Source organism: Methylomonas sp. LW13, assembly GCF_016865255.1.
Taxonomy (GTDB): domain Bacteria; phylum Pseudomonadota; class Gammaproteobacteria; order Methylococcales; family Methylomonadaceae; genus Methylomonas.
Window position 1 is genome coordinate 523,371 of the sequence record NZ_CP033381.1, and the last position, 22,760, is coordinate 546,130.

Genomic DNA, 22,760 nt, shown 5'->3' on the forward strand with positions numbered 1-22,760 from the left:
AGGATGATTTACCCATGCTCCCACCCCTAAAACCCATCGCCATGAAAGAACGTGTCTCGCTGGTCTTTATCGAAAAAGGCCAGATAGATGTCAAGGACGGCGCCTTCGTCGTCATCGACGAAACCGGGATCCGCACCCACATCCCGGTCGGTTCGATCGCGTGCATCATGCTGGAGTCCGGCACCCGTGTTTCCCATCACGCCGCCGCGCTGGCGGCCAGGGCCGGGACGTTGCTGGTTTGGGTCGGCGAGGCCGGCGTCAGGCTGTATGCCGCCGGCCAGCCGGGCGGCGCGCGTTCCGACCGCTTGCTTTACCAGGCCAAACTGGCGCTGGACGACGACGCTCGTTTGAAGGTGGTGCGCAAAATGTACGAAATCCGTTTCGGCGAAAAACCGCCCGAGCGCCGTAGCGTCGAACAACTGCGCGGCATCGAAGGCGCCAGAGTCAGGAAGTTGTACCAGTTGCTGGCCAAGCAGGCCGGCGTGGACTGGAACGGCCGCAATTACGATTACACGCAATGGGACAACAGCGACACCGCCAACCGCTGTCTCAGTGCCGCCACCGCCTGCCTGTACGGCATTTGCGAAGCGGCGGTGCTGGCCGCCGGTTACGCGCCGGCCATCGGCTTTATCCATACCGGCAAGCCGTTGTCTTTCGTTTACGACATCGCCGACCTGTTCAAATTCGACGACATCGTCCCGCATGCCTTCAAAATCGCCGCCAAAAACTACTCCAACCCGGAACGCGAAGTGCGGCTGATGTGCCGCGACGTGTTTCGTCAATCCAAAATCCTGCGCAAGATCATCCCCACCATCGAAGAAGTGCTGGCGGCCGGCGAACTGGAAGTGCCTAAACCCGCCGAGGAAAACATTGCCCCGGCCATTCCCAATGCGGAGGGCATCGGCGATGTTGGTCATCGTAGTTGAAAACGTGCCGCCCAGGCTGCGCGGACGCTTGGCGGTGTGGTTGATCGAGATTCGCGCCGGGGTTTACGTCGGCGACTTGTCGGCCAAGGTGCGGGACATGATCTGGTCGCAAGTCGAGCAGGGCTTGGAGGAGGGCAACGCCGTGATGGCCTGGTCCACCAATACCGAATCCGGTTTTGATTTTATGACTTTAGGAAAGAATAGACGGCTACCGGTAGAGCTTGACGGCTTGAAACTGGTGTCGTTTTTTCCGCCGGAAGAGGCCGATTTGTCTCCCTCGCCCTCCGGGCGAGGGGCGGGGTGAGGGTGCACTAAATTCCTGTTGGGATATAGGGCGCTGTAAGGGTAGTCGCCAGCTTTTTAACAACTTGGAAAATACCGAAAAATTTGGTGGAAATTTAGCCAGGTTGTTTTTATATGCGTAACAATGAGTTACGATTAGTGTGTTCCCCGCACCCGCGGGGATGAACCGTGGTCAGAGCTTTATCCCGCTGTCGATGTGCGTGTTCCCCGCACCCGCGGGGATGAACCGAGTCCGCTGCCGCCGCACAAGTTGCTGCCGACGTGTTCCCCGCACCCGCGGGGATGAACCGTCTTCAATCGTGCCGTCCAAATGGGTGCAACGGTGTTCCCCGCACCCGCGGGGATGAACCGATTGATTTGATCTTGAGGTAAAGCTGAGTCATGTGTTCCCCGCACCCGCGGGGATGAACCGCCCCGGCAGCGATTATGACCCGGCGAGTTTCCGTGTTCCCCGCACCCGCGGGGATGAACCGAAAAATTATTCATCACTGAATATGATAAACGAGTGTTCCCCGCACCCGCGGGGATGAACCGTTAATTTCTTCGGTTCAATTTCCGCGTTAGAAGTGTTCCCCGCACCCGCGGGGATGAACCGCCGAGCCGTTTGAAAAGGTGAGAGATGCAACGTGTTCCCCGCACCCGCGGGGATGAACCGGATAAGCTGTCGGCGAGTGATAATCCCCAGACGTGTTCCCCGCACCCGCGGGGATGAACCGGCGACGCCGGAAATCGTCGCGGTTATTTTAAAGTGTTCCCCGCACCCGCGGGGATGAACCGGCTGCACGTAGTTATCACCCATCTCCAACACCGTGTTCCCCGCACCCGCGGGGATGAACCGTCAATGCAGTTCTTTCCAGTTATCTGCATAAAGTGTTCCCCGCACCCGCGGGGATGAACCGTTGGCTTCGCCGACAATTACAGGGCGTATTGTGTGTTCCCCGCACCCGCGGGGATGAACCGCTCATGCCCACTTTGTCGCCTTTAATTTCTTCGTGTTCCCCGCACCCGCGGGGATGAACCGCCTCGACAAGTTGGGGAACTGGATTAGAGCAGGTGTTCCCCGCACCCGCGGGGATGAACCGGTTATTGCCATATGCAACCAAAACCCGCCTAGGTGTTCCCCGCACCCGCGGGGATGAACCGCACCATAGCATAGCCAGAATAAACAGAAAAACGTGTTCCCCGCACCCGCGGGGATGAACCGTTCGTTTAGTTCATCATCGCTCAGTGGTTCGCGTGTTCCCCGCACCCGCGGGGATGAACCGCACAGACCGGTAAACCAGATCCACTGCCTGTACGTGTTCCCCGCACCCGCGGGGATGAACCGAATACGGCACTTTTTTAAAGAACATAGGCACTGTGTTCCCCGCACCCGCGGGGATGAACCGGCTTTGGCCAGCTTGTCGGCGGATTGGGTAATGTGTTCCCCGCACCCGCGGGGATGAACCGTTATTGGGGGCGATTGCATGATTAACTTATTAGTGTTCCCCGCACCCGCGGGGATGAACCGAATTAACCGAGCACCCCATATAAAGAGCATAGGTGTTCCCCGCACCCGCGGGGATGAACCGGCGATTGGCATTGCCCAGTGGCATCCTGATAGGTGTTCCCCGCACCCGCGGGGATGAACCGGAAAACGGGATGGCGCTCTCCTTGTAGCCCGCGTGTTCCCCGCACCCGCGGGGATGAACCGCAAAATTAAGCTCTGCTACCGCATCAAATTTCCGTGTTCCCCGCACCCGCGGGGATGAACCGCTATGGGTGTTTGGCGTAGTTTCGTCAATCATGTGTTCCCCGCACCCGCGGGGATGAACCGCCGACCTGGAAATACCGACCAGACCCCCGGACGTGTTCCCCGCACCCGCGGGGATGAACCGATAGCCGGCGCGCCGTCGTGTATCCCCGCGATGTGTTCCCCGCACCCGCGGGGATGAACCGCGTTCTCTTGGTGCGTACCAGAGCGACAGGTCGTGTTCCCCGCACCCGCGGGGATGAACCGCTTAGAGCATGACCGACACAACGGCTCAACCGGTGTTCCCCGCACCCGCGGGGATGAACCGTTGTGCCCGTCTTGCAATGGGTCTGGTGTTAAGTGTTCCCCGCACCCGCGGGGATGAACCGCCAAAATTGCATCTGTGCTATGCGCTGGGGATGTGTTCCCCGCACCCGCGGGGATGAACCGCCTGCCCGGAAACGGAGCGGGCTTTTTTTATGGTGTTCCCCGCACCCGCGGGGATGAACCGCTGACTAAGCGGGAAGTGCGCGAGGGTTTGCAGTGTTCCCCGCACCCGCGGGGATGAACCGCTGACGATGCCGCCGAGCATGGATAAAACGAAGTGTTCCCCGCACCCGCGGGGATGAACCGCACTGACCGCGTCTTAACCATCAGCCACGAAAGTGTTCCCCGCACCCGCGGGGATGAACCGGCACTACCATATGAGTATAACCGTACAATTCAGTGTTCCCCGCACCCGCGGGGATGAACCGGATTTTGCTAAATCTCTGGTTTCGGCGTTGATGTGTTCCCCGCACCCGCGGGGATGAACCGTCCAGATTGACGTTAACCACGGCCAGCGTCAGGTGTTCCCCGCACCCGCGGGGATGAACCGTTGCGCGCGGGATTTTGCGCTTGGCCAGAATTGTGTTCCCCGCACCCGCGGGGATGAACCGCCGGTGGCATTGGGTTATGACCCTAGCCGCACGTGTTCCCCGCACCCGCGGGGATGAACCGGCGATGATGTAGGCCTTAAACACTTCCGCCTGGTGTTCCCCGCACCCGCGGGGATGAACCGAATTGAATACATCGCAACAAAAGACCGTGAAAGTGTTCCCCGCACCCGCGGGGATGAACCGGCGGCAAACGCCTGCAAGAAGCCATCGACGAAGTGTTCCCCGCACCCGCGGGGATGAACCGCCAGCACAGCGCATTTCAATGCAGCTTCAATCGTGTTCCCCGCACCCGCGGGGATGAACCGCCGCTTCACTAATCAAAGCGTTCTCATAGGCGGTGTTCCCCGCACCCGCGGGGATGAACCGTCAAACAAACATCCTACTTATGGTTTGCCAAGGTGTTCCCCGCACCCGCGGGGATGAACCGTGCAGAATCGGCCCGTGGTAGGCGTTGGCATTGTGTTCCCCGCACCCGCGGGGATGAACCGTTAACAACCAGCTAACCAGGAGTAGGAAAAATGTGTTCCCCGCACCCGCGGGGATGAACCGCGGCGGCTCTTTGGCGCTGAATGAGCCCGGTTGTGTTCCCCGCACCCGCGGGGATGAACCTACTTTGCCTGCCGGCTATTCAGTTTGATCGTGGTGTTCCCCGCACCCGCGGGGATGAACCGGCGAGTTTAACGGCAACGCTTACAACTACGTGGTGTTCCCCGCACCCGCGGGGATGAACCGCCAGGAAAGTTCGACCACATCGGCGGTCGTCAGTGTTCCCCGCACCCGCGGGGATGAACCGCACCAATCCAAAAAGGCAACCAACGCAAAGTGGTGTTCCCCGCACCCGCGGGGATGAACCGTATGGAGTTGCCTGTTGGGTATAGCATCTGCAGTGTTCCCCGCACCCGCGGGGATGAACCGCGGGTAAGCACCGCTTTTTGTGAGCCTTCGCCGTGTTCCCCGCACCCGCGGGGATGAACCGTCAACGATGCTATCTCGCCACCGTTAAACCCGGTGTTCCCCGCACCCGCGGGGATGAACCGTTTTGGAATTTTGCCCAGGCGTCTATGTCGGCGTGTTCCCCGCACCCGCGGGGATGAACCGCCAAAACTCACCCTCATCGCTTTCATATGTGCGTGTTCCCCGCACCCGCGGGGATGAACCGCCACGAAAAAGCCGCCAAGATTCGCGAGGATTGTGTTCCCCGCACCCGCGGGGATGAACCGACTGAGCGCAAAAGCGAAGTTAAACGCTGTAAGTGTTCCCCGCACCCGCGGGGATGAACCAGGTTATGTCGCACCTAATTCTGGCGCTGTAGCGTGTTCCCCGCACCCGCGGGGATGAATGACTTGTTGTTGATCTTCCTCATATCGACTCGTGGCGTTTGTGCAAGTGTCGAGGTATGGAATGCGGGGGATATTCTAGCGGAACGGGTATCTCTGATCGGCTTGCCGGCAGGGAAATTGCTAAAATGGCCTGTTGGCAGGCGAAGTGGATGTTTTTCGGTATTCGTTGATTCGGTTTGTATTAGCTCGGTTCCCCGGGATTAGAAGAGGATTTTATATGATGTTGCAGCAAGGCTTCGCCGATGTTACCAGGGTCGATGCGCGGGAGATGGTGGTCTTAAACAGCCGCAAATGTCGCGGATTTGCTGGTGTCATTAACTGATATGAACAAGATTCCACCCAAACGCGGCCTGGGCCGCGGGCTTGAAGCATTGTTAACCGATATGCCGGCTAAATCGGTAGCGGATAAATCAAGCATTAAGGCGGAAACCGTTCCGGGGCCAGCCGTCCGCCAAGAAAATAGCGATTTGCTTCAAGAAGCCGAAGTGTTAAAGACCCTGTTGGAGGAACTTGAAAACGTGTTGAGTGACTTCAATCCAGATTAGCCTATTAATTAGTCTTTAAGTATCGATTTTCCAGCTATGACCATAACCCACCGGCTATTTTGGATTTCTGCTTTCGCGGGTATGGCGACTCCAGATACGTTAAGGGGCGGGCTAATATTAAATGCCCATTTGATCAGGGTTTCGGAAGCGGGTTTGCCGGGCATGGCAAAAGACTATTTGCTACTAAATGCCTCTCGGCAACATCGTACGCAGAGTCAAGATAGGGTAGGAAACATGTCAAATGGCGCGCCCGAGAGGATTCGAACCTCTGGCCTCAGCCTCCGGAGGGCTGCGCTCTATCCAGCTGAGCTACGGGCGCTATGTGATTTGCGGTCAAGCGGTTTAGGCTTTTTACCCTAATCCTGAAAACCCAAGGGGATTTCCTTTCAGGATACGTATCGGCCACTGGACCGAATCGGGTGAGCGGGCCATTATAAGATTAAATGCCGTTAAAGTCATTGCCAATCCTGGCTTAAATAGCGGTTTTTCCTTTATTAAGTTTCGCCAGCAGCTGTTTTTGCCGATTCAGCCGTTCGGACTTTTCCGCTTCCGCTTTGGCTTGCCGCCGGCTTTTGGCTTGGTGGCGCTGTCTGGATTGCTCCGCATTAGCGGCGGTCCATTCGGCGTTCGCCGGGATCATGCTGATACAGTTGACCGGGCAGGGGGCGATGCATAATTCGCAACCAGTGCATAAGGTGGCGATGACGGTATGCATCTGCTTAGATGCACCGAGAATGGCGTCGGTGGGGCAAGGCGGCAGGCATTTGGTGCAGCCTATGCAATTTGCCTCGTCGATTACGGCCACTTGCAAAGGCTGCGTCATACCGAACGCCGGATTCAACGGTTTGGCGGGGACGTTCAGGAAATCCGCCAATAGACGGATACCCTGGACACCGCCCGGCGGACACTGGTTTATGTCGGCTTCACCGTTTGCGATAGCTTGTGCATACGGCCGGCATCCTTGGTAACCGCATTTGCGGCACTGGGTTTGCGGTAGCAGCGCGTCGATCTGTACGGCTAGAGATGCCTCGTGTTGCTCGCTCATGACCAATAAGCTGTCTTGCGGCCTCTTGCTTTATTTAACCCGCATGCCCGGTTGCGCGCCTTGGTCCGGCGATAGCACCCAGATGTCTTTGCCGCCGGGTCCGGCCGCCAATACCATGCCTTCCGAGGTGCCGAAGCGCATTTTGCGCGGCTTTAGATTTGCCACTACCACGGTCAATTTGCCTTCCAGTTCTTCCGGGGCGTAGGCCGATTTAATGCCGGCGAAGATATTGCGGGTTTCGGTCCCCAAATCCACCGTCAGTTGCAGCAGCTTTTCGGCGCCTTCCACCGATTCGGCTTTGACGATGCGACCGATGCGCAAATCAATTTTGGCAAAGTCTTCGATCTCTATCGCTTCAGCAATCGGCTCGGCTATCGCTTTTGCTACTTGCTCGGGATTGTTTTTCACTGCGGCAGCTTGTTTGCCCGGCTTGGCTACAACCGGTGGCGTCTTTTCCAGATTTTCTTTGGAGGCTTCTACAATCGCGGCGATTTTGTCCGGCTCTACGCGGGTCATCAGCGGTGTAAAGCTATTGATTTTGTGGCCGAGCAGCGGCTGGGCATCGCTCGGCCAGCTTTGTGTGGGAATGTTCAAAAAGCTTTCGGCGTTGTTTGCCAGCGTCGGAACCACCGGGCGCAGATAAGCTACCAGCATCCGAAACAGATCCACGCCCATGCTGCACACGGCATGTAACTCGGCGTCTTTGCCTTCTTCCTTGGCGATCAGCCAGGGTTTTTTCTCGTCGATATACTGATTGGCTTTGTCGGCTAACGCCATGATTTCCCTCATCGCTTTGCCGAATTCGCGACTTTCGTATAAATCGGCAATCGTGCTGTTGGCGTCGACAAACTGTTGGAATAAGGCCGGTTCGGCGCATTCTGCCGAAAGCAGACCGTCGAAACGCTTGGCGATGAAGCCGGAACAGCGGCTGGCGATGTTGACCACTTTGCCGACCAGGTCGGAATTGACACGCTGGCTGAAATCGTCGAAGTTCAAGTCGATGTCATCTACGCCGGCGCTGAGTTTGGCGGCGAAGTAATAGCGCAGATATTCCGGATTCAGATGGTCCAGGTAGGTGCGGGCCTTGATGAAGGTGCCGCGCGATTTGGACATTTTCTCGCCGTTGACGGTTAAAAAGCCGTGGGCGAAAATCGCGCTGGGAGTTCTAAAGTCTGCGCCGTGCAGCATGGCCGGCCAGAACAGGGCGTGGAAGTAAATGATGTCCTTGCCAATGAAATGGTACAGCTCGGTGGTGCTGTCTTTTTGCCAAAACTGGTCGAAATCCAGGCCTTGACGGTCGCAGAAGTGCTTGAAGCTGGCCATGTAACCGATGGGTGCATCCAGCCAGACATAGAAATACTTGCCCGGCGCATCGGGAATTTCAAAGCCGAAATACGGCGCATCGCGGGAAATATCCCATTGCTGCAAGCCGTTCTCCAGCCATTCGGCCATCTTGTTGCTGACTTCCGGTTGCAAGTGGCCGGCGGTGGTCCAATCGCGCAACATCTCGGCAAAATGGCCGAGTTCGAAAAAGTAATGCTCGGAATCTTTTTCGATGGGGCGCTCACCGGAAATGGCGGAGACGGCGTTTTTCAGGTCGGTGGGCGAATAGGTGGCGCCGCAGGCTTCGCAGCTGTCGCCGTATTGGTCGGTCGCGCCGCATTTCGGGCATTCGCCCTTGATGAAGCGGTCCGGCAGGAACATGTTTTTCACCGGATCGTAAGCCTGGGTGATGCTGCGTTGTCTGATATGGCCGCCGGCGCGCAGACGTTTGTAGATCAGTGCGGAGTATTCTTTATTTTCCGGCGAATGGGTGCTGTGGTACTGATCGAACGCGACGCCAAATTCCTGGAAATCGGCGCGATGCTGTTTTTCCACATCGGCGATCAGTTGCTCCGGGGTAATGCCTTCCTTGTCTGCACGCAGCATGATCGGCGTGCCGTGGGTGTCGTCGGCGCAGACGTAGTAGCAATTGTGCCCGCGTTGTTTCTGGAACCGCACCCAGATGTCGGTTTGAATGTATTCGACAAGGTGGCCCAAGTGGATAGGGCCGTTGGCATACGGTAAGGCGCTGGTAACAAGGATTTTTCGGTTAGACATGGGGTTAAAACAGCCTGGGAAAATGAGGGCGGATTATGGCATAAATCGCCAGGGCTTTCATGGTTTGGGCAGCGGTTTGCCGATTGCCGGCGCGTTACCCTGATGCGGGGGCTAGGGATGTTTGGTAATAGGGATCAGTAAGGTACAATCCCAACCAAGCCTCCAGCTTAAGCGCTATACCGTCCGGCATGGCATACTTAAAGTCGGATCGGCCTTAGCCCTTTTTGAATCACTTAAACTTATAAGAAGAGGTAACATCATGAGAAAAACGTTGTTTCTGGCCATCGCGATGCTGGCTTCCGGTACTGCGGCGGCGGCTACCGATCATTACCTGTTGCGCGACGGCAATCATGTACAGCATTTGAAGATTACGACCTTGGGAAAAGACATTAACGCCACGGTGGATGTGGATTTTGAACCCAATCCCGACGAAGCTGGCAAGCACGCTTGTTCCGCAACGGTATCCGATGAAGCCAAAAGTGTTGGTGAAAACGAATTGGTCTTGAAAAAACACATTGAAGGCGAAGCGCGCTCGTGCTCAGTGAAAATTCATCTGACGCCTAACGGTGCCAAGCTGGAGCAATCGGACGAATGCACTTACTTCGCGGCCGGTATCTGCAGTTTCTCCAGCAATGGTAAGGAACTGGTCAAAATCAAATAAATCCCTGGCGCAATGGCTTTGGCTTATTGCGCCGTCTTTTCTTTTCTCCAACAAACCTGCCTGGGCTGTCCCGCTGTGTTTTGCGGTCATTTGTTATTAACGCTTTTTGTCAGCCGCATTTAGGGCTTTTTGTGCAAAATTGTGTGATATGCCGCACTGTAGAGACATATTGTCGCGCGGCAATCGGCCACATTTTAAACGTTAGGATTCTTTGCTAGATTATCGCCAGCTCATGCGGGTTTGCATGGGCGTTAATCGTTCCCCCCGATAATCGAGAAGCCAAGGAGTTTTTATGAAAAAAGCACACATGATGATAATAGCCGCTGCCGTTGCCGCGCTGGGTTTGACCACGGCGTTGAATGTTACTAATGCTAATGAAGCGGCTGGCGAGGATGTCAAAACCGTCGCTTGGTATGTGGCCAACATTAAAGAGGCGCGTACCCAAAACCAAGCTTGTCACGATGATCCGGCTATTCAAGGCAGCGCTAATTGCGCTAATGCCCTGCACGCGCTGGAAATTACCTTCAAAGGTGGCAACTGATACCCGTTGAACCTATTCGGTTCGACAACTTGCCGGCCAAGACTTTACGAAATGATTAATCCAATTCTTACGTATCGTCGCTCCCGCGAAGGCGGGAGCCCAGCGGCTATCCCGGATTCGCTGAGAATTCTTTAACGGTTGCGACCTTCTCGGGAATGACGAATCCAGGGAGTTTAAGAGTCGGTTTGATAGAGGTTTTGAGCGGTTTGGTTTGAACCGAGATAATTGTTTTTGGCGGTCACTGCCGCCTGTTTTGTGACCGGGCAACCTCCTTTAATCGATTGTCCGGATAGCGTTTACCGGCGTGCTTAGTTGACAGCTGTCGTCTAATTAGGCAAGCCGGCAAACGCAATGCAAATTCCCTCTTTCCGAGTGCTTTCTTTAGTCGCTGCGGATGAATAGTCGCTAAAGCGCATGATTTTAGCGGTAACTTTTAAGTCCTTCCTTTCTTCATTTCCATAGCACGTGGTCGAGCGGCAAGTGAAGTCTCTGAGCTAGCGTCGGCTGCTACTGAAATAATTCTCAAAACTGAAAATCTGCTAAATTAACCTTTCAATTTGTCAGATAATTCGGCCATTAGACCATGTACAAAGCCAGCCAAAATCAAATTCATATTTCTGCCAACTTGGGCGAATACGCTATTCCGCCGTTAAAAGATATGTTGGTGTTAGGCAAGGAGTCTCCGATTGGCTGCATCGCCATGCGCCGGGCAATCGAACTATTGGTAAAAGCGCCGTTTGAGCATATTGAGTTTGATGACGATGTGATCAGTGATCTTTTGGTAAGACAGAGCTTGCTAAAACGTATCAGCAAGGCTGCGTTAATCGATTTCGTGTTGACTCAGATAAAGCCCTTGATGAGTGCCGATGAAATATTGCATGCGGAGATGGATATTTCCGTTCAGCTAAATACCAAGTTATGAAACAACTGGCGGTTGGCGATTGTTTATGGCCGCACGTTCGTCGGGTTATGGAGGAGGAGCGGCCTTGCAGCGTTGAGCGCAATATCGTTTTTGCCGTTTTTCGGGAAGCACCGGTGGAAGAGTTTTGCGGTTTGGCCACCGATCACGATATATCAAAACATCCCAATTGGATTTTTGCAGATTTGGTCGAGCATCGGCCTATGCTTAGTGTCGCTCCCAAGCTTGGCGTCCGCAAAGCGCTATGTCTGATGGATGAAAATCAGCTGGGAGCCTTGGCTGTGCTCAACAAAGGTCAATTCGTCGGCGTGGTTACCCGGCAAAGTATTTTGGAAGTTCTGCTGAACCGTGAGCGACTGCTGCTGAAAGAGACTATGCGCCTTAAAATTGCGGCGGAAACCAACCACGAGCAAACGGTGGTTTGGGTTGGGCGTCTGGCCGCATTGAACGACGCTGCGCGCAGCTTGCTGGGGGTGTTGGCCCATACATCAATCGAAACCGAGTTATTGCAGGCCGGCATTGATGCGCTTTGTAATTTGTTGGATGCTCGTTATGGTGCTATTGGGATAGTTGACAACGGCGGCGCGTTGACGGAGTTTATTTATGCCGGTATCAGCGACGAGCAAGCTCAGCAAATAGGTCATTTACCTGAGGGGAGGGGCTTGTTGGGGGTAGTCATTGAGGAAAACGTCTCCTTGAGGCTTGCGGATATGGGCAAGGACTCGCGCAGCGCCGGCTTTCCACCGCATCATCCGCAGATGACATCCTTATTGGCGGTGCCTATTTCTCATCAAGGCCGGGTGTATGGGCGTATCTATCTCAGCGATAAATACAGTGGTGAGCTGTTTACCAAGAACGATGAAGAGTTGGCGTTGAGTTTTGCGCATTCGTTGTCGCTAGTAATCGATAATGCCCGTGAAATTGAGGAAGTGAAACGCGCACGGCAACGCCTGGATTATATTGCCCATTTCGATGCGCTTACCGAGTTGCCGAACCGGACTTTGTTAACCGATAGAGCGTTGCAGTTCATTACGCAAGCGCAGCGCAGGCAAGGCATTATCGCGTTTCTATTTCTCGATCTGGATAATTTCAAGGCGATCAACGATACCTTTGGGCATGCCGTGGGTGATGAATTACTCAGAGCTGTTGCCAAGCGAATTTCCGGTTGTTTGAGGGAAGGCGATACGCCCTCCAGGATGGGCGGGGATGAGTTTATTATTATGCTGCCCAATATTGCAGATAGTCTGGATGCCGCCAAAGTGGCCATCAAGATATTACATGCCTTGAACGAGCCTTTACAGGTTCAACAGCATCAAATCTATTCAAGGGCCAGTATTGGTATCAGTATTTATCCGGATAATTCGCTTTCGTTCGACGAATTGCTGGCGCAGGCCGACTCTGCTTTGTATCACGCCAAAAAATTGGGCAAAAATAATTATCAGTTTTTTACCCCGGAAATGAACAGCGCCGCTCAGCATTATCTGAAGCTCGAGCATCATTTGCGTCAGGCCTTGGAGTTGGGCGAACTTGTATTGCACTATCAGCCGCAGGTGAAAATCGATAACGGTTGCATCATCGGTATGGAGGCCTTGATTCGTTGGCACAATCACGCCATGGGTATCGTCATGCCGGATCAATTCATCGGCTTGGCTGAAGAAACCGGGCTGATCGTGCCAATTGGGGCTTGGGTATTGCGAACTGCATGCAAACAGGCACGGGCCTGGCAGTTGGCCGGTATGCCGATTCGAATTGCGGTCAATTTGTCCGGACGGCAGTTTCACCGTTTCCAAGATCAGCGTCAGCTGCTGGATGTAGTGTTGGATGTGCTGAAAGAAACCGAGCTTTCGCCGGAGTTGTTGGAGTTAGAGATTACCGAAAGCATCTTGATGCATAAGCTGGATACGACGCTGGACACGCTGAATCAGATCAAGCAGCTGGGAGTGCGGATTTCGGTGGATGATTTCGGTACCGGTTATTCTTCGCTCAGTTATTTGAAACGTTTTCCGCTCGATACCTTAAAAATCGATAAATCGTTCGTGAAGGATATTTGCACCGACGCCAACGATAGAGCGATTGTGTCGGCTATTTCGGCCATGGCGGGCCAGTTGAAGCTGGAACTGGTGGCCGAAGGCGTCGAAGATCAGAGTCAGTTGGATTTTTTGGGTGGACAGCAGTGCAATTACGGACAAGGGTATTTTTTCAGCAAACCCGTGCCGGCCGAGCAGGCGTCGGCCTTGTTGCGGCAGTCCTTGCTGGGCCGGCAATAAGTCCTGGCCGCACTTAGTTTCTTGCAGCCTGTTTCGGATCGATGGCTTTAACGTCCATGTCGAAATTCTGCTTGATGCGTTGCGCTACGGTTTTGGCTTCTTTCTTGTTCTTAAACGGTCCGGCAACCACTTGAAAGCCACCATCTTTGGCAATTTTTCGGGCAGGAATCGGCGGTCCTTGGTGATTGAGCATGGCTGCCAGCTTTTGGGCGTCGGTCTCATTTTCGAAGCTGGCGGCCAGAATGGACCAGTCGCTGTCGCTCAATTCGTTGATGACCGGTTGGCCGTAGAATTGCTCAGGATGGGCAAGTTGCACCGCATCCGCTGTTAATTCGGGTAGATCCGCACTGCCGGGTAGTACTGGAGTGGGGACGCCGTCGGCACGTTGCAAGATGCGCTCAACTTTACTCCAATCAACCGTTGCTTGCTTTTCGGATGCTAGTTGTTGCAATTTTTTCCGAATGTCTTTTTGCAGCTGTTTTTGTTGTTTTTCCCATTTGTCTAGGGGTCGATGGGCTTCCAGATAAAGCATGTCATCTTGCCAGGTTGCCATGTAGGGCTGGTGGACGATACGAACCGGGGTGCCGACTTCTACTTTGTTGAATAGGACTTCTATATCTTCAGGATATAGCTGCACGCAGCCGTGACTGACTTGTAAACCAATCCCGTAAGGCTTGTTGGTGCCGTGGATCAAATAGCCGCTGAAACCCAAGGGCATGGCGTAGCTGCCCAAAGGGTTGTCCGGGCCGGAACGTATCACTTTTGGTAGAGGGTCCCCTAATGCCTGATGTTCGCGGTGAATCGATTCCGGCACCGTCCAGTCCGGATTGGCCTTTTTTGCGACAATTTGGGTTTGTCCTAACGGCGTGTTCCAGCCTTGGCGGCCAATGCCGACTGGATAAGTCAGTACGGTATTGGCTTGATTTTTGGGGTAATAGAACATGCGCATATTCGCCAGATTCAACACGATGCCTTTGCGCGGAGCGTCTGGGAGTACGAAACGCAATGGCAGCAACACTGTTTGCTCGGCGGGCAAGGTCCATGGATCGAGATGGGCATTGGCGATGGTAATGTCGTTGTAACCCAAGCCGTAATGGCGGCCGATGTCGGACAGCGTATCGTTTTCGCGGCTGTTGATACTGGCTAGCGTACCGACCATGCCTTGGCCGCTGCTCAGGTTAAACTCATGACTGGCAATACTGTCCGGTTTGGAGTTCCAGACTATGTGTTCCGGTTGGTTGTCGGAAAACAACGGTATGCTTTGGCAACCGCTAAGCAAGGCGCTGACGACTGCCACAACGAAGACTAGCGGTATCGGTAAAACAGTACGGTTTTGAATGACTGCTGACATGTTTATGATAGGCGCAGATAGTGACGGAGCGGATGGTTGAAGGTAAGCGATCCAAATTAAAATCAGATGAAGGCGGCATTAAGTCTTAATTAAGAATTAACTATTAAGGCTAATTGTTAAGTCGTTACGATAAAGCATTATTCTGCAAGAGAAAACTATTTTTTAATAATGGGGCGGATTTAATGGCGTCCTTTTAAGGTGTTATCATATTCACACTATTTTGCTTGGTTATTATTTCCCCTTACTTCGGAGTTCCGCATGGCGAGCATTGACAAAACGGCTGTCGAAAATTTACTTAAACACTTTATCGATCCGAATGTGGAAACCGATTTGGTGTCGGCAAAATCCGTTAAGAAAATCAGTGTGGATGGCAATGATGTCAGCGTCGTTATCGAGTTGGGTTACCCCGCTAAAAGTTATCTTGAAGAACTGAAGGGGGCGGTAACACAGCGTCTGCAAACTTTGCCGGACGTTGGCAAACTGGATGTGTCGGTCAGTTTCAATATCGTTTCGCACTCGGTGCAAAAGGCGCTGAAACCCTTGCCGAATGTGAAAAACATCATCGCGGTGGCCTCCGGCAAGGGCGGGGTGGGCAAGTCCACCACTTCCGTGAATCTTGCTCTGGCCTTGGCGGCGGAAGGCGCCAATGTCGGTATTCTGGATGCCGATATTTACGGCCCCAGCATTCCGACCATGCTGGGCTTGTCCGGTAAGCCCGATAGCCCGGACGGCAAAAGCATGTTGCCGAAAATCTCGTTCGGTGTGCAGACCATTTCCATAGGCTATTTGATTGACCCGGACCAGCCTATGATCTGGCGTGGCCCGATGGTTACCGGGGCATTGCAACAATTGTTGAATCAAACGCAATGGCAGGATGTGGATTATCTGATTATCGATCTGCCGCCCGGTACCGGCGATATTCAGCTAACGCTGGCGCAACAGATTCCGGTCAGCGGCGCGGTGATCGTGACCACGCCACAGGATATTGCGCTAATCGATGCACAACGCGGCTTGGGGATGTTCGAAAAGGTCAACGTGCCGATATTGGGGCTAGTGGAGAATATGAGTGTGCATATTTGCAGTAATTGCGGGCATGAAGAAGCGATTTTCGGCCAAGGTGGTGGCGTGGCGATGGCGGTCAAGAATAAGCTGGATTTGCTGGGGTCTTTGCCGTTGGATATACGGATTCGCGAGTACGCCGATAGCGGCAGGCCTACAGTGGTGGCCGATCCGGATGGCCGGCCGGCGCAAATCTACAAAGCGATTGCCCGGAAAATGGCCGCCAAGTTGGCGATGCGCGCGCGGGATTACAGCGGCCGGTTTCCGAATATTGTTATCCAGAATACTTGAGTTTGATGGCAGGCGACTTGGCGAGCAGCTAAGTCGCCTGGTTTCAGACCAACACTAAATTATCTCGATGGATAAGTTCGTCTTCGTCGGCGTAGCCCAGCAAGGTTTCGAATTCGCTGCTGGGTTTGCCGGCGATTTTATTGGTGTCGTCCGCGCCGTAATTGATTAAGCCGCGGGCGATTTCGTTGCCTTGTAAATCCAGGCAAGACACCAGGTCGCCACGTTTAAACGAACCGTGTACGGCCTTTACGCCGACTGCCAGCAGGCTTTTGCCGGCATCTTTCAGGATTTTTACCGCGCCATCGTCCAATACCACACGGCCTTTCAGTTGCAATTGCCCTGCCAGCCATTGTTTGCGCGCCACCAGTGGTGCAATGTTGGGTATTAAATAAGTACCTAAATCATTGCCGTCGAATACCGCGTGGATGACGTTGTCAATTTTGCCGGATACGATCACTGTCGCTGCTCCAGAGCGCGCGGCCAGTCTGGCGGCCCGGACTTTGGTGTACATGCCGCCACGTCCCAGGCCGCTGATGCTGCCGCCGGCAACTTCGTCAAGCAGGTTTTCGTTGACGCTAATGCTGGAAATCAGCCGAGCGTTTGGGTTCAGGCTAGGGTTGGCGTCGAATAAGCCGGTTTGGTCGGTAAGAATGATCAGCAAATCGGCTTCTACCAAATTGGCAACCAGCGCGCCCAAGGTATCGTTGTCGCCGAAGCGGATTTCTTCGGTAGCGACGGCATCGTTCTCATTGATGACCGGCACGACACCGAAATCCAGCAGCGTGAGTAAAGTGCTGCGGGCATTCAGGTAACGCTGGCGGTCTGAAAGGTCGTCATGGGTCAGCAATACTTGAGCGGCCAGCAGACCGTGTATTTGAAATTCATCTTCAAAGCGTCTGACCAAGCCCATTTGCCCTACTGATGCGGCGGCTTGCAATTCATGCAGAGTTTTCGGGCGGGTTTTTAGCTTTAAGCGGGACATGCCTTCCGCAACGGAGCCGGACGATACCAATACCACGTCGACGCCTTGGCGTTTGAGGGCGGCCATTTGCGCGACCCAGCCGGCGATGGCCTGTTTATTGAGGCCGCGCCCGCCGTCGGTTAGCAGTGAGCTGCCGATTTTGACGACAATGCGCTGGGCTTGCGAAAACTCAGAACGGCTCATGGCGCGGCTCCTGTGCTTGCTGATCCTGCTCGGCCTTTTGTTGGTCGAGAAAGTCCATGATGGCGTACATCAGTGCCTGCGTGCCTTGATTTTTTAAGGCGGAAATCAGGAATACCGGACCGGTCCAATCAAGTTCTTCGACGATGGCTTGGCAATGTTGCTCGACTTCGTCGTCAGGCACATTGTCGATCTTATTCAATACCAGCCAGCGTGGCTTGCTGGACAGGTCATCGCTCCATTTTTCCACTTCGTGGATGATTTTGCGCGCAGCGCTCACTGGCGTTTCGTCGCTTTCGTAGGGGGCGATGTCGACGATGTGTAACAACAAGCCGGTTCTGGATAGATGTTTTAAAAACTGCAAGCCAAGGCCTGCACCTTCTGCAGCGCCTTCGATGACGCCGGGGATATCGGCGATGACGAAGCTGCGTAAATCATCGACACGCACGACGCCCAGGTTGGGGTGTAAGGTTGTGAATGGGTAGTCCGCGACTTTGGGGCGTGCGGAAGAGACCGTGCGAATCAGGCTGGATTTGCCGGCATTGGGCATGCCTAGCAAGCCAACATCGGCGATGACCATTAATTCCAGGCGCAACATCCGGTGCTCGCCTGCAGAGCCTTTGCTGGTTTGTTGGGGCGCGCGATTGACGCTGCTTTTGAAGCGGGTGTTGCCGAGGCCGTGGAATCCGCCTTTGGCGACTAATAGTTGCTGACCGGGTTTGGTTAGATCGCCGATTTTTTCGCCGGTTTCGGCTTCGTAAACAATGGTGCCGGGTGGGACCGGGACGAAGCAGTCGTCGCCTTTCTTGCCGGTGCAATCGCGGCTGCCGCCGTTCTGTCCGCGTTGGGCTCGATGTACCGAGTGATAGCGAAAATCCACCAAAGTGTTAACGTTCTCGGTAGCTACCAGATAAACGCTGCCGCCGTCGCCGCCGTCGCCGCCGTCCGGGCCGCCCAAGGGAATATACTTTTCACGGCGAAATGAGGCTTTGCCATTGCCGCCGTCGCCTGCTTCTACGCGGATTTCCGCTTCGTCAACAAATCTCATAATCTACCGGTATAAACAAAAAAGCCCCGCTGAAAACGAGGCTTTTCTTTTCAGTTGTGCCAATCAGCACAGCCAAGAAATTTACGCTGCTGCAATGCTGACGTATTTGCGGTTTTTAGGACCTTTTTCTTCAAAAACCACTTTGCCATCGACTGTTGCAAACAAGGTGTGGTCTTTGCCGATACCGACATTGGTGCCAGGGTGAAACTGGGTGCCGCGTTGACGGACCAGAATGTTGCCGGCTTTAACCACTTGACCACCGAAACGTTTGACACCGAGGCGCTGAGCCTGAGAGTCGCGGCCGTTACGAGTACTACCACCTGCCTTCTTATGAGCCATTTCTTATCCTCGTTATATTAAGCAGAAATGCCAGTAATCTGGATTTCTGTGTAGTATTGACGATGCCCCATTTGTTTCATGTGGTGCTTACGTCTTCTGAATTTAATGATTCTGACTTTTTTGTGTCTGCCCTGGGAAACCACGGTTGCAGTCACTTTGCCGCCTTCGACAAATGGCTGACCTACTTTTACGGAGTCGCCGGATTGGACCATCAGTACTTTGTCGAACTCTACGCTGTCGCCTGCGCCCAACTCAAGTTTTTCTATTTTTAAGGTAGTACCCTCTGCGACCCGATACTGTTTACCACCTGTTTGAATTACCGCATACATCAGCGTAAGCTCCATCAAGCATAATCTGTTAATAGTGAACAGAGGATTATATTTTTTATTTAAGTCACAGTCAAACTAAAATTCCAGGGGAAGCCTGCTGTCTAACAGGTCTATGCGGGGAGTACTATTGACACTAATCAGTATTCTTCATAGCATGACCGGTTATTCACGTTATAAGCTAACGAGCGACAAGTTCACAACATCACATGATAGCTAAAGTTTCAACGCCAGCGTCAGTCACTATAGACTTCGATTCCATCAAAAATTTAACCAGTGCGGAAACTCAAGCCGTCGACCGGTTGATTTTAGAGGAACTGAGTTCCGATGTTGTGCTGATTAATCAAATTGGGCATTACATAATCGGTAATGGCGGAAAAAGATTACGACCGATGCTTTTGCTGTTGGCGGCAAAAGCCTTGGGCAAGGTTGATGACCATCATCTGATTTTGGCAGCAGTGATCGAATTCATCCATACCGCGACGTTGTTGCACGACGATGTGGTCGACGAATCGGCTCTGCGGCGCGGCAAGGAGTCGGCGAATGCGGTGTGGGGCAACGCGGCTAGCGTGCTGGTAGGTGATTATTTGTACTCCAGTGCCTTCGAAATGATGGTCCGCACCGATAACATGCGGGTGATGGCCATTATGTCCAAAACCACCACCGCGATTGCCGAGGGTGAGGTGTTGCAATTGTTAAATTGCAACAATCCGGAGACCAGCGAAGCCCGGTATTTGGAAGTTATTGCTCGCAAAACTGCCATTTTGTTCAGTACCGCCACGCGCTTGGCGGCAGTCGTTTCAGCGACAGACTCGGCTACGGAAGAAGCGTTGGCGGTTTATGGTCAGCAATTGGGTGTGGCGTTTCAGTTGATAGATGATGCATTGGATTACAAAGCCAATAGCGAAGAACTGGGTAAAAACTTGGGTGACGACCTGGCTGAAGGTAAGCCTACCTTGCCGTTGATCTATGCCATCCAGCACGGGAACGAGCAGCAGGCTAAAATTGTGGTCGATGCGATCCGGCAAGGTTCGCGCGAGGCGTTTAACGATGTCTATGAAGTAGTTAAGGCCACCAACGCCATAGAATACACAGAGCAATGTGCGGACAGGGCCGCTGCGAAGGCGATTGCCGCACTACAATGCCTGCCTGATTCCGATTACAAACAGGCTCTTGAAGAGTTGGCGCGCTTCTCGGTGCAGCGCAGTCACTGAGCGTTTACAGCTTATCCGGCATCGCAGTTAGTTGCTGGATGGACGATAGTAGCGGCGAATACAGTTTTTCGATTTTATCGAGCAACTGTTGGAAAAACTCGCCTACTTCGCCCGATTCTTGATCAGCATGAGCTGCAAACAGTCGTTGTTCCAGTGTGCTGATCGGATCGCTATCGATTAGCTCGTCCAATATCTCCAGTATCTCCGATTCTGCCAGGGTGGCGTTAAATTCTGCCTTTTTTAAGCCGGCTAATTGGCGGTTTAATGTCTCGATGTTTGTTTTTAGGTTTAGCGCCAGTTTGTTTGTGTCTGCAAGCAAGCTTAAATCGCTGGTCAAAAATACTAACTGATTTACTGAGTCCTCTATGTCGTTGAGCAGGCGTTTGCTTTGCTTTTTTTGGGATGCCATGTTTTCTCCTGTTTTTTAGTGCGTTGATTGCTGCGGCGGCATATGCTCTGGTTTGGCTGTGAATGCTTATGATAGCAAGAGCGCCGGGAGGGATTGATGAGCTTTAAAACCCATTGTTTTATAAGCTTTTTGCGCCTTGGGAGCTTGGCGCTGCGCTTGCAATTGGCTCGATTATCATTTAACTTAGCAAGTCACCTGAAAGGCTAGGGGTGCTTTCCGCTGTATGCAAGCCCGGAAAGCTGAGAAAAACCCTTCGAACCTGAACCGGTTAACACCGGCGTAGGAAAGCCCTATCTTCCCTGCGCTTGCGATTTATTGAGATTTTGGAGATAAGCATGAGCGCTGTCCGCAATGAGATTACTACCGACACCGGTAGTAGTGTAAGAATCGATTCCTACCCCGCTTCCGAGAAAATTTATATCCAGGGCAGTCGTGCGGATATTCAAGTGCCGATGCGTAAGATCAGCATGTCGGATACGCCGGCCCACTTCGGTGCGGAAAAAAACCCACCGATTTATGTTTACGACACCTCCGGGGTTTACACTGATCCGAATGTGGATGTGAATTTACATAAAGGCTTGGGTTCGATTCGTGGTAACTGGATTGCGGAGCGCGGTGACACAGAATTATTGAAAGGTCCGACCTCAAAGTATGGTCACGAGCGTTTACACGACCCGAAAACCGCGCACCTGCGTTTCGAATTGACCCGAAACCCGCGCCGCGCCCAGTCCGGTCACAATGTCAGCCAGATGCATTACGCCCGCAAAGGCATCATTACCCCGGAAATGGAATACATCGCTATCCGCGAAAACCAAAATCTCGAAGCAATGCGCGACCGTTACCAAGGTCAGCATCCCGGTTTTTCCTACGGCGCGAACATTCAGTCGTTTATCACGCCAGAATTTGTCCGTTCCGAAGTTGCCAGAGGCCGTGCGATTATCCCGGCCAACATCAACCATCCCGAATTAGAGCCGATGATTATCGGCCGCAACTTCCTGGTCAAGATTAACGGTAACCTAGGTAACTCTGCCGTGACGTCTTCTATCGAAGAAGAGGTCGAGAAAATGCTGTGGGGCATCCGTTGGGGTGCTGACACCATCATGGACTTATCGACCGGCAAGAACATTCACGAAACCCGCGAATGGATCTTGCGCAATTCGCCGGTGCCTATCGGCACGGTGCCGATTTACCAAGCCCTGGAAAAAGTCGATGGTAAAGCCGAGGAACTGACTTGGGAAATCTTCCGCGACACGCTGATTGAACAAGCTGAGCAGGGCGTGGATTACTTCACCATCCATGCCGGGGTACGCCTACATCACGTGCCTTTAACCGCCAAGCGTCTCACCGGCATTGTTTCGCGTGGCGGCTCCATCATGGCCAAATGGTGTCTAGCTCACCATACCGAAAGTTTCCTTTACACCAACTTTGAGGAAATCTGCGAAATCATGAAGGCTTACGACGTGTCGTTCTCATTGGGTGACGGTCTTCGTCCGGGCTCGATTTACGACGCCAACGACGAAGCGCAATTCGGCGAACTGGAAACCCTGGGAGAACTCACGCAAATCGCCTGGAAACATGACGTACAAACCATGATCGAAGGCCCCGGACATGTGCCGTTGCAAATGATCAAGGTTAACATGGACAAGCAATTGGAAGATTGTTACGAAGCGCCGTTCTACACCCTGGGCCCACTGACCACCGACATCGCCCCCGGCTACGACCACATCACCTCGGCGATCGGCGCCGCCAACATCGGTTGGTATGGCTGCGCAATGCTATGCTACGTGACCCAAAAAGAACACTTGGGTCTGCCGAACAAGCAGGATGTGCGCGAAGGCATCGTCACTTACAAGATCGCCGCCCACGCCGCCGACTTGGCCAAAGGCCACCCCGGCGCGCAGATCCGCGATAACGCCATGTCCAAGGCGCGCTTCGAATTCCGCTGGGAAGACCAGTTCAACTTGGCGCTCGATCCCGAAAAAGCCCGCTCTTTCCATGATGAAACTTTGCCGAAAGATTCCGCAAAAGTCGCGCATTTTTGCTCGATGTGTGGTCCGCATTTCTGCTCGATGAAAATCACCCAGGACGTGCGCAATTACGCCGAGCAAAAAGGTCTGGAAGAAGCCGAGGCCTTGAAAATTGGTATGGAAGAAAAATCCAAGCAGTTCCTGGAAGAAGGTGCTGCGATTTATCACGAAATCTGATTCTTGTCCTATTCGTCGGCGGTGCTGTTCTTGGCACCGC

The 22,760-nt window shown here is 53.6% G+C and carries 18 protein-coding genes, 1 tRNA gene, 1 CRISPR repeat array and 1 riboswitch; of the genes, 10 read left to right on the plus strand and 9 right to left on the minus strand.

Annotated elements, in window-relative coordinates:
• Positions 1-14: 14 nt before the first annotated feature.
• The 3 genes from cas1e to JL719_RS02355 all read left to right on the plus strand — a co-directional run bounded on the left by cas1e (position 15) and on the right by JL719_RS02355 (position 5,784).
• Positions 15-926 (plus strand): type I-E CRISPR-associated endonuclease Cas1e, encoded by a 912-nt coding sequence (gene cas1e, locus JL719_RS02345; RefSeq protein ID WP_033158598.1) that lies wholly within the window; start codon positions 15-17, stop codon positions 924-926.
• On the plus strand, positions 907-1,230 hold the full coding sequence (gene cas2e / locus JL719_RS02350) for a type I-E CRISPR-associated endoribonuclease Cas2e (RefSeq protein ID WP_033158599.1): 324 nt from the start codon (positions 907-909) through the stop codon (positions 1,228-1,230). Before cas1e ends, cas2e begins: the two co-directional genes overlap by 20 nt.
• 139 nt (positions 1,231-1,369) lie before the next feature.
• Positions 1,370-5,241: direct repeats of the CRISPR family, unit length 29 nt; unit sequence GTGTTCCCCGCACCCGCGGGGATGAACCG.
• Between the two features lie 306 nt (positions 5,242-5,547).
• Positions 5,548-5,784 carry a hypothetical protein gene (locus JL719_RS02355; RefSeq protein WP_129871330.1) on the plus strand — a complete coding sequence of 79 codons (237 nt, stop codon included), beginning with the start codon at positions 5,548-5,550 and terminating at the stop codon, positions 5,782-5,784.
• 242 nt (positions 5,785-6,026) lie between these two features.
• On the opposite strand, the gene JL719_RS02360 is transcribed toward JL719_RS02355, so the two are convergent.
• From JL719_RS02360 to metG, 3 genes are all read right to left on the minus strand, one after another.
• A tRNA-Arg gene (locus JL719_RS02360) sits at positions 6,027-6,103 on the minus strand.
• A gap of 153 nt (positions 6,104-6,256) precedes the next feature.
• Positions 6,257-6,829, minus strand: a complete 573-nt coding sequence (locus tag JL719_RS02365) for an RnfABCDGE type electron transport complex subunit B (protein ID WP_033155829.1) — start codon at positions 6,827-6,829, stop codon at positions 6,257-6,259.
• 30 nt (positions 6,830-6,859) lie between these two features.
• Positions 6,860-8,929 carry a methionine--tRNA ligase gene (gene metG, locus JL719_RS02370; protein ID WP_033155830.1) on the minus strand — a complete coding sequence of 690 codons (2,070 nt, stop codon included), beginning with the start codon at positions 8,927-8,929 and terminating at the stop codon, positions 6,860-6,862.
• Between the two features lie 259 nt (positions 8,930-9,188).
• Between metG and JL719_RS02375 the strand changes: the two genes are divergently transcribed.
• The 4 genes from JL719_RS02375 (at position 9,189) to JL719_RS02390 (ending at position 13,317) form a co-directional block, all read left to right on the plus strand.
• Complete coding sequence (locus JL719_RS02375; RefSeq protein ID WP_033155831.1) at positions 9,189-9,590, plus strand: hypothetical protein; 402 nt, start codon at positions 9,189-9,191, stop codon at positions 9,588-9,590.
• Positions 9,591-9,882: 292 nt separating this feature from the next.
• Positions 9,883-10,131: an EexN family lipoprotein gene (locus JL719_RS02380; protein WP_033155832.1), complete on the plus strand. Its 249-nt coding sequence runs from the start codon at positions 9,883-9,885 to the stop codon at positions 10,129-10,131.
• A 583-nt stretch (positions 10,132-10,714) separates the two neighbouring features.
• The gene (locus JL719_RS02385; protein WP_033155833.1) at positions 10,715-11,053 is read left to right on the plus strand and encodes a hypothetical protein; all 339 of its coding nucleotides are present in this window, start codon (positions 10,715-10,717) and stop codon (positions 11,051-11,053) included.
• Positions 11,050-13,317: an EAL domain-containing protein gene (locus JL719_RS02390; RefSeq protein ID WP_033155834.1), complete on the plus strand. Its 2,268-nt coding sequence runs from the start codon at positions 11,050-11,052 to the stop codon at positions 13,315-13,317. The genes JL719_RS02385 and JL719_RS02390 overlap by 4 nt, the downstream gene beginning before the upstream one ends.
• Positions 13,318-13,330: 13 nt before the next feature.
• On the opposite strand, the gene JL719_RS02395 is transcribed toward JL719_RS02390, so the two are convergent.
• Entirely contained in the window at positions 13,331-14,668 is a 1,338-nt protein-coding gene (locus JL719_RS02395; protein ID WP_033155835.1) for a L,D-transpeptidase family protein, read from the minus strand.
• 258 nt (positions 14,669-14,926) lie between these two features.
• On the opposite strand from JL719_RS02395, the gene apbC reads away from it, so the two are divergent.
• The gene (gene apbC / locus JL719_RS02400) at positions 14,927-16,018 is read left to right on the plus strand and encodes an iron-sulfur cluster carrier protein ApbC (RefSeq protein ID WP_033155836.1); all 1,092 of its coding nucleotides are present in this window, start codon (positions 14,927-14,929) and stop codon (positions 16,016-16,018) included.
• Positions 16,019-16,061: 43 nt separating this feature from the next.
• Here the strand turns inward: apbC and proB are convergent, their stop codons facing one another.
• From proB to rplU, 4 genes are all read right to left on the minus strand, one after another.
• Positions 16,062-17,183: a glutamate 5-kinase gene (gene proB, locus JL719_RS02405; protein ID WP_033155837.1), complete on the minus strand. Its 1,122-nt coding sequence runs from the start codon at positions 17,181-17,183 to the stop codon at positions 16,062-16,064.
• The gene (cgtA, locus tag JL719_RS02410; protein ID WP_033155838.1) at positions 17,170-18,228 is read right to left on the minus strand and encodes an Obg family GTPase CgtA; all 1,059 of its coding nucleotides are present in this window, start codon (positions 18,226-18,228) and stop codon (positions 17,170-17,172) included. The genes proB and cgtA overlap by 14 nt, the downstream gene beginning before the upstream one ends.
• 81 nt (positions 18,229-18,309) lie before the next feature.
• On the minus strand, positions 18,310-18,567 hold the full coding sequence (rpmA, locus tag JL719_RS02415; RefSeq protein ID WP_020484554.1) for a 50S ribosomal protein L27: 258 nt from the start codon (positions 18,565-18,567) through the stop codon (positions 18,310-18,312).
• 17 nt (positions 18,568-18,584) lie between these two features.
• A complete protein-coding gene (rplU, locus tag JL719_RS02420) occupies positions 18,585-18,896 on the minus strand; it encodes a 50S ribosomal protein L21 (RefSeq protein ID WP_033156113.1) in 312 nt (103 codons plus the stop codon).
• 206 nt (positions 18,897-19,102) lie between these two features.
• Here rplU and JL719_RS02425 point away from each other — a divergent pair, with 206 nt between their 5' ends.
• The gene (locus JL719_RS02425; RefSeq protein ID WP_051669748.1) at positions 19,103-20,107 is read left to right on the plus strand and encodes a polyprenyl synthetase family protein; all 1,005 of its coding nucleotides are present in this window, start codon (positions 19,103-19,105) and stop codon (positions 20,105-20,107) included.
• 4 nt (positions 20,108-20,111) lie between these two features.
• On the opposite strand, the gene JL719_RS02430 is transcribed toward JL719_RS02425, so the two are convergent.
• Positions 20,112-20,516 carry a hypothetical protein gene (locus JL719_RS02430; protein WP_033155839.1) on the minus strand — a complete coding sequence of 135 codons (405 nt, stop codon included), beginning with the start codon at positions 20,514-20,516 and terminating at the stop codon, positions 20,112-20,114.
• A gap of 195 nt (positions 20,517-20,711) precedes the next feature.
• Positions 20,712-20,819, plus strand: a riboswitch (TPP riboswitch).
• A gap of 32 nt (positions 20,820-20,851) precedes the next feature.
• Between JL719_RS02430 and thiC the strand changes: the two genes are divergently transcribed.
• Entirely contained in the window at positions 20,852-22,720 is a 1,869-nt protein-coding gene (gene thiC, locus JL719_RS02435) for a phosphomethylpyrimidine synthase ThiC (RefSeq protein WP_033155840.1), read from the plus strand.
• Positions 22,721-22,760 lie beyond the last annotated feature (40 nt).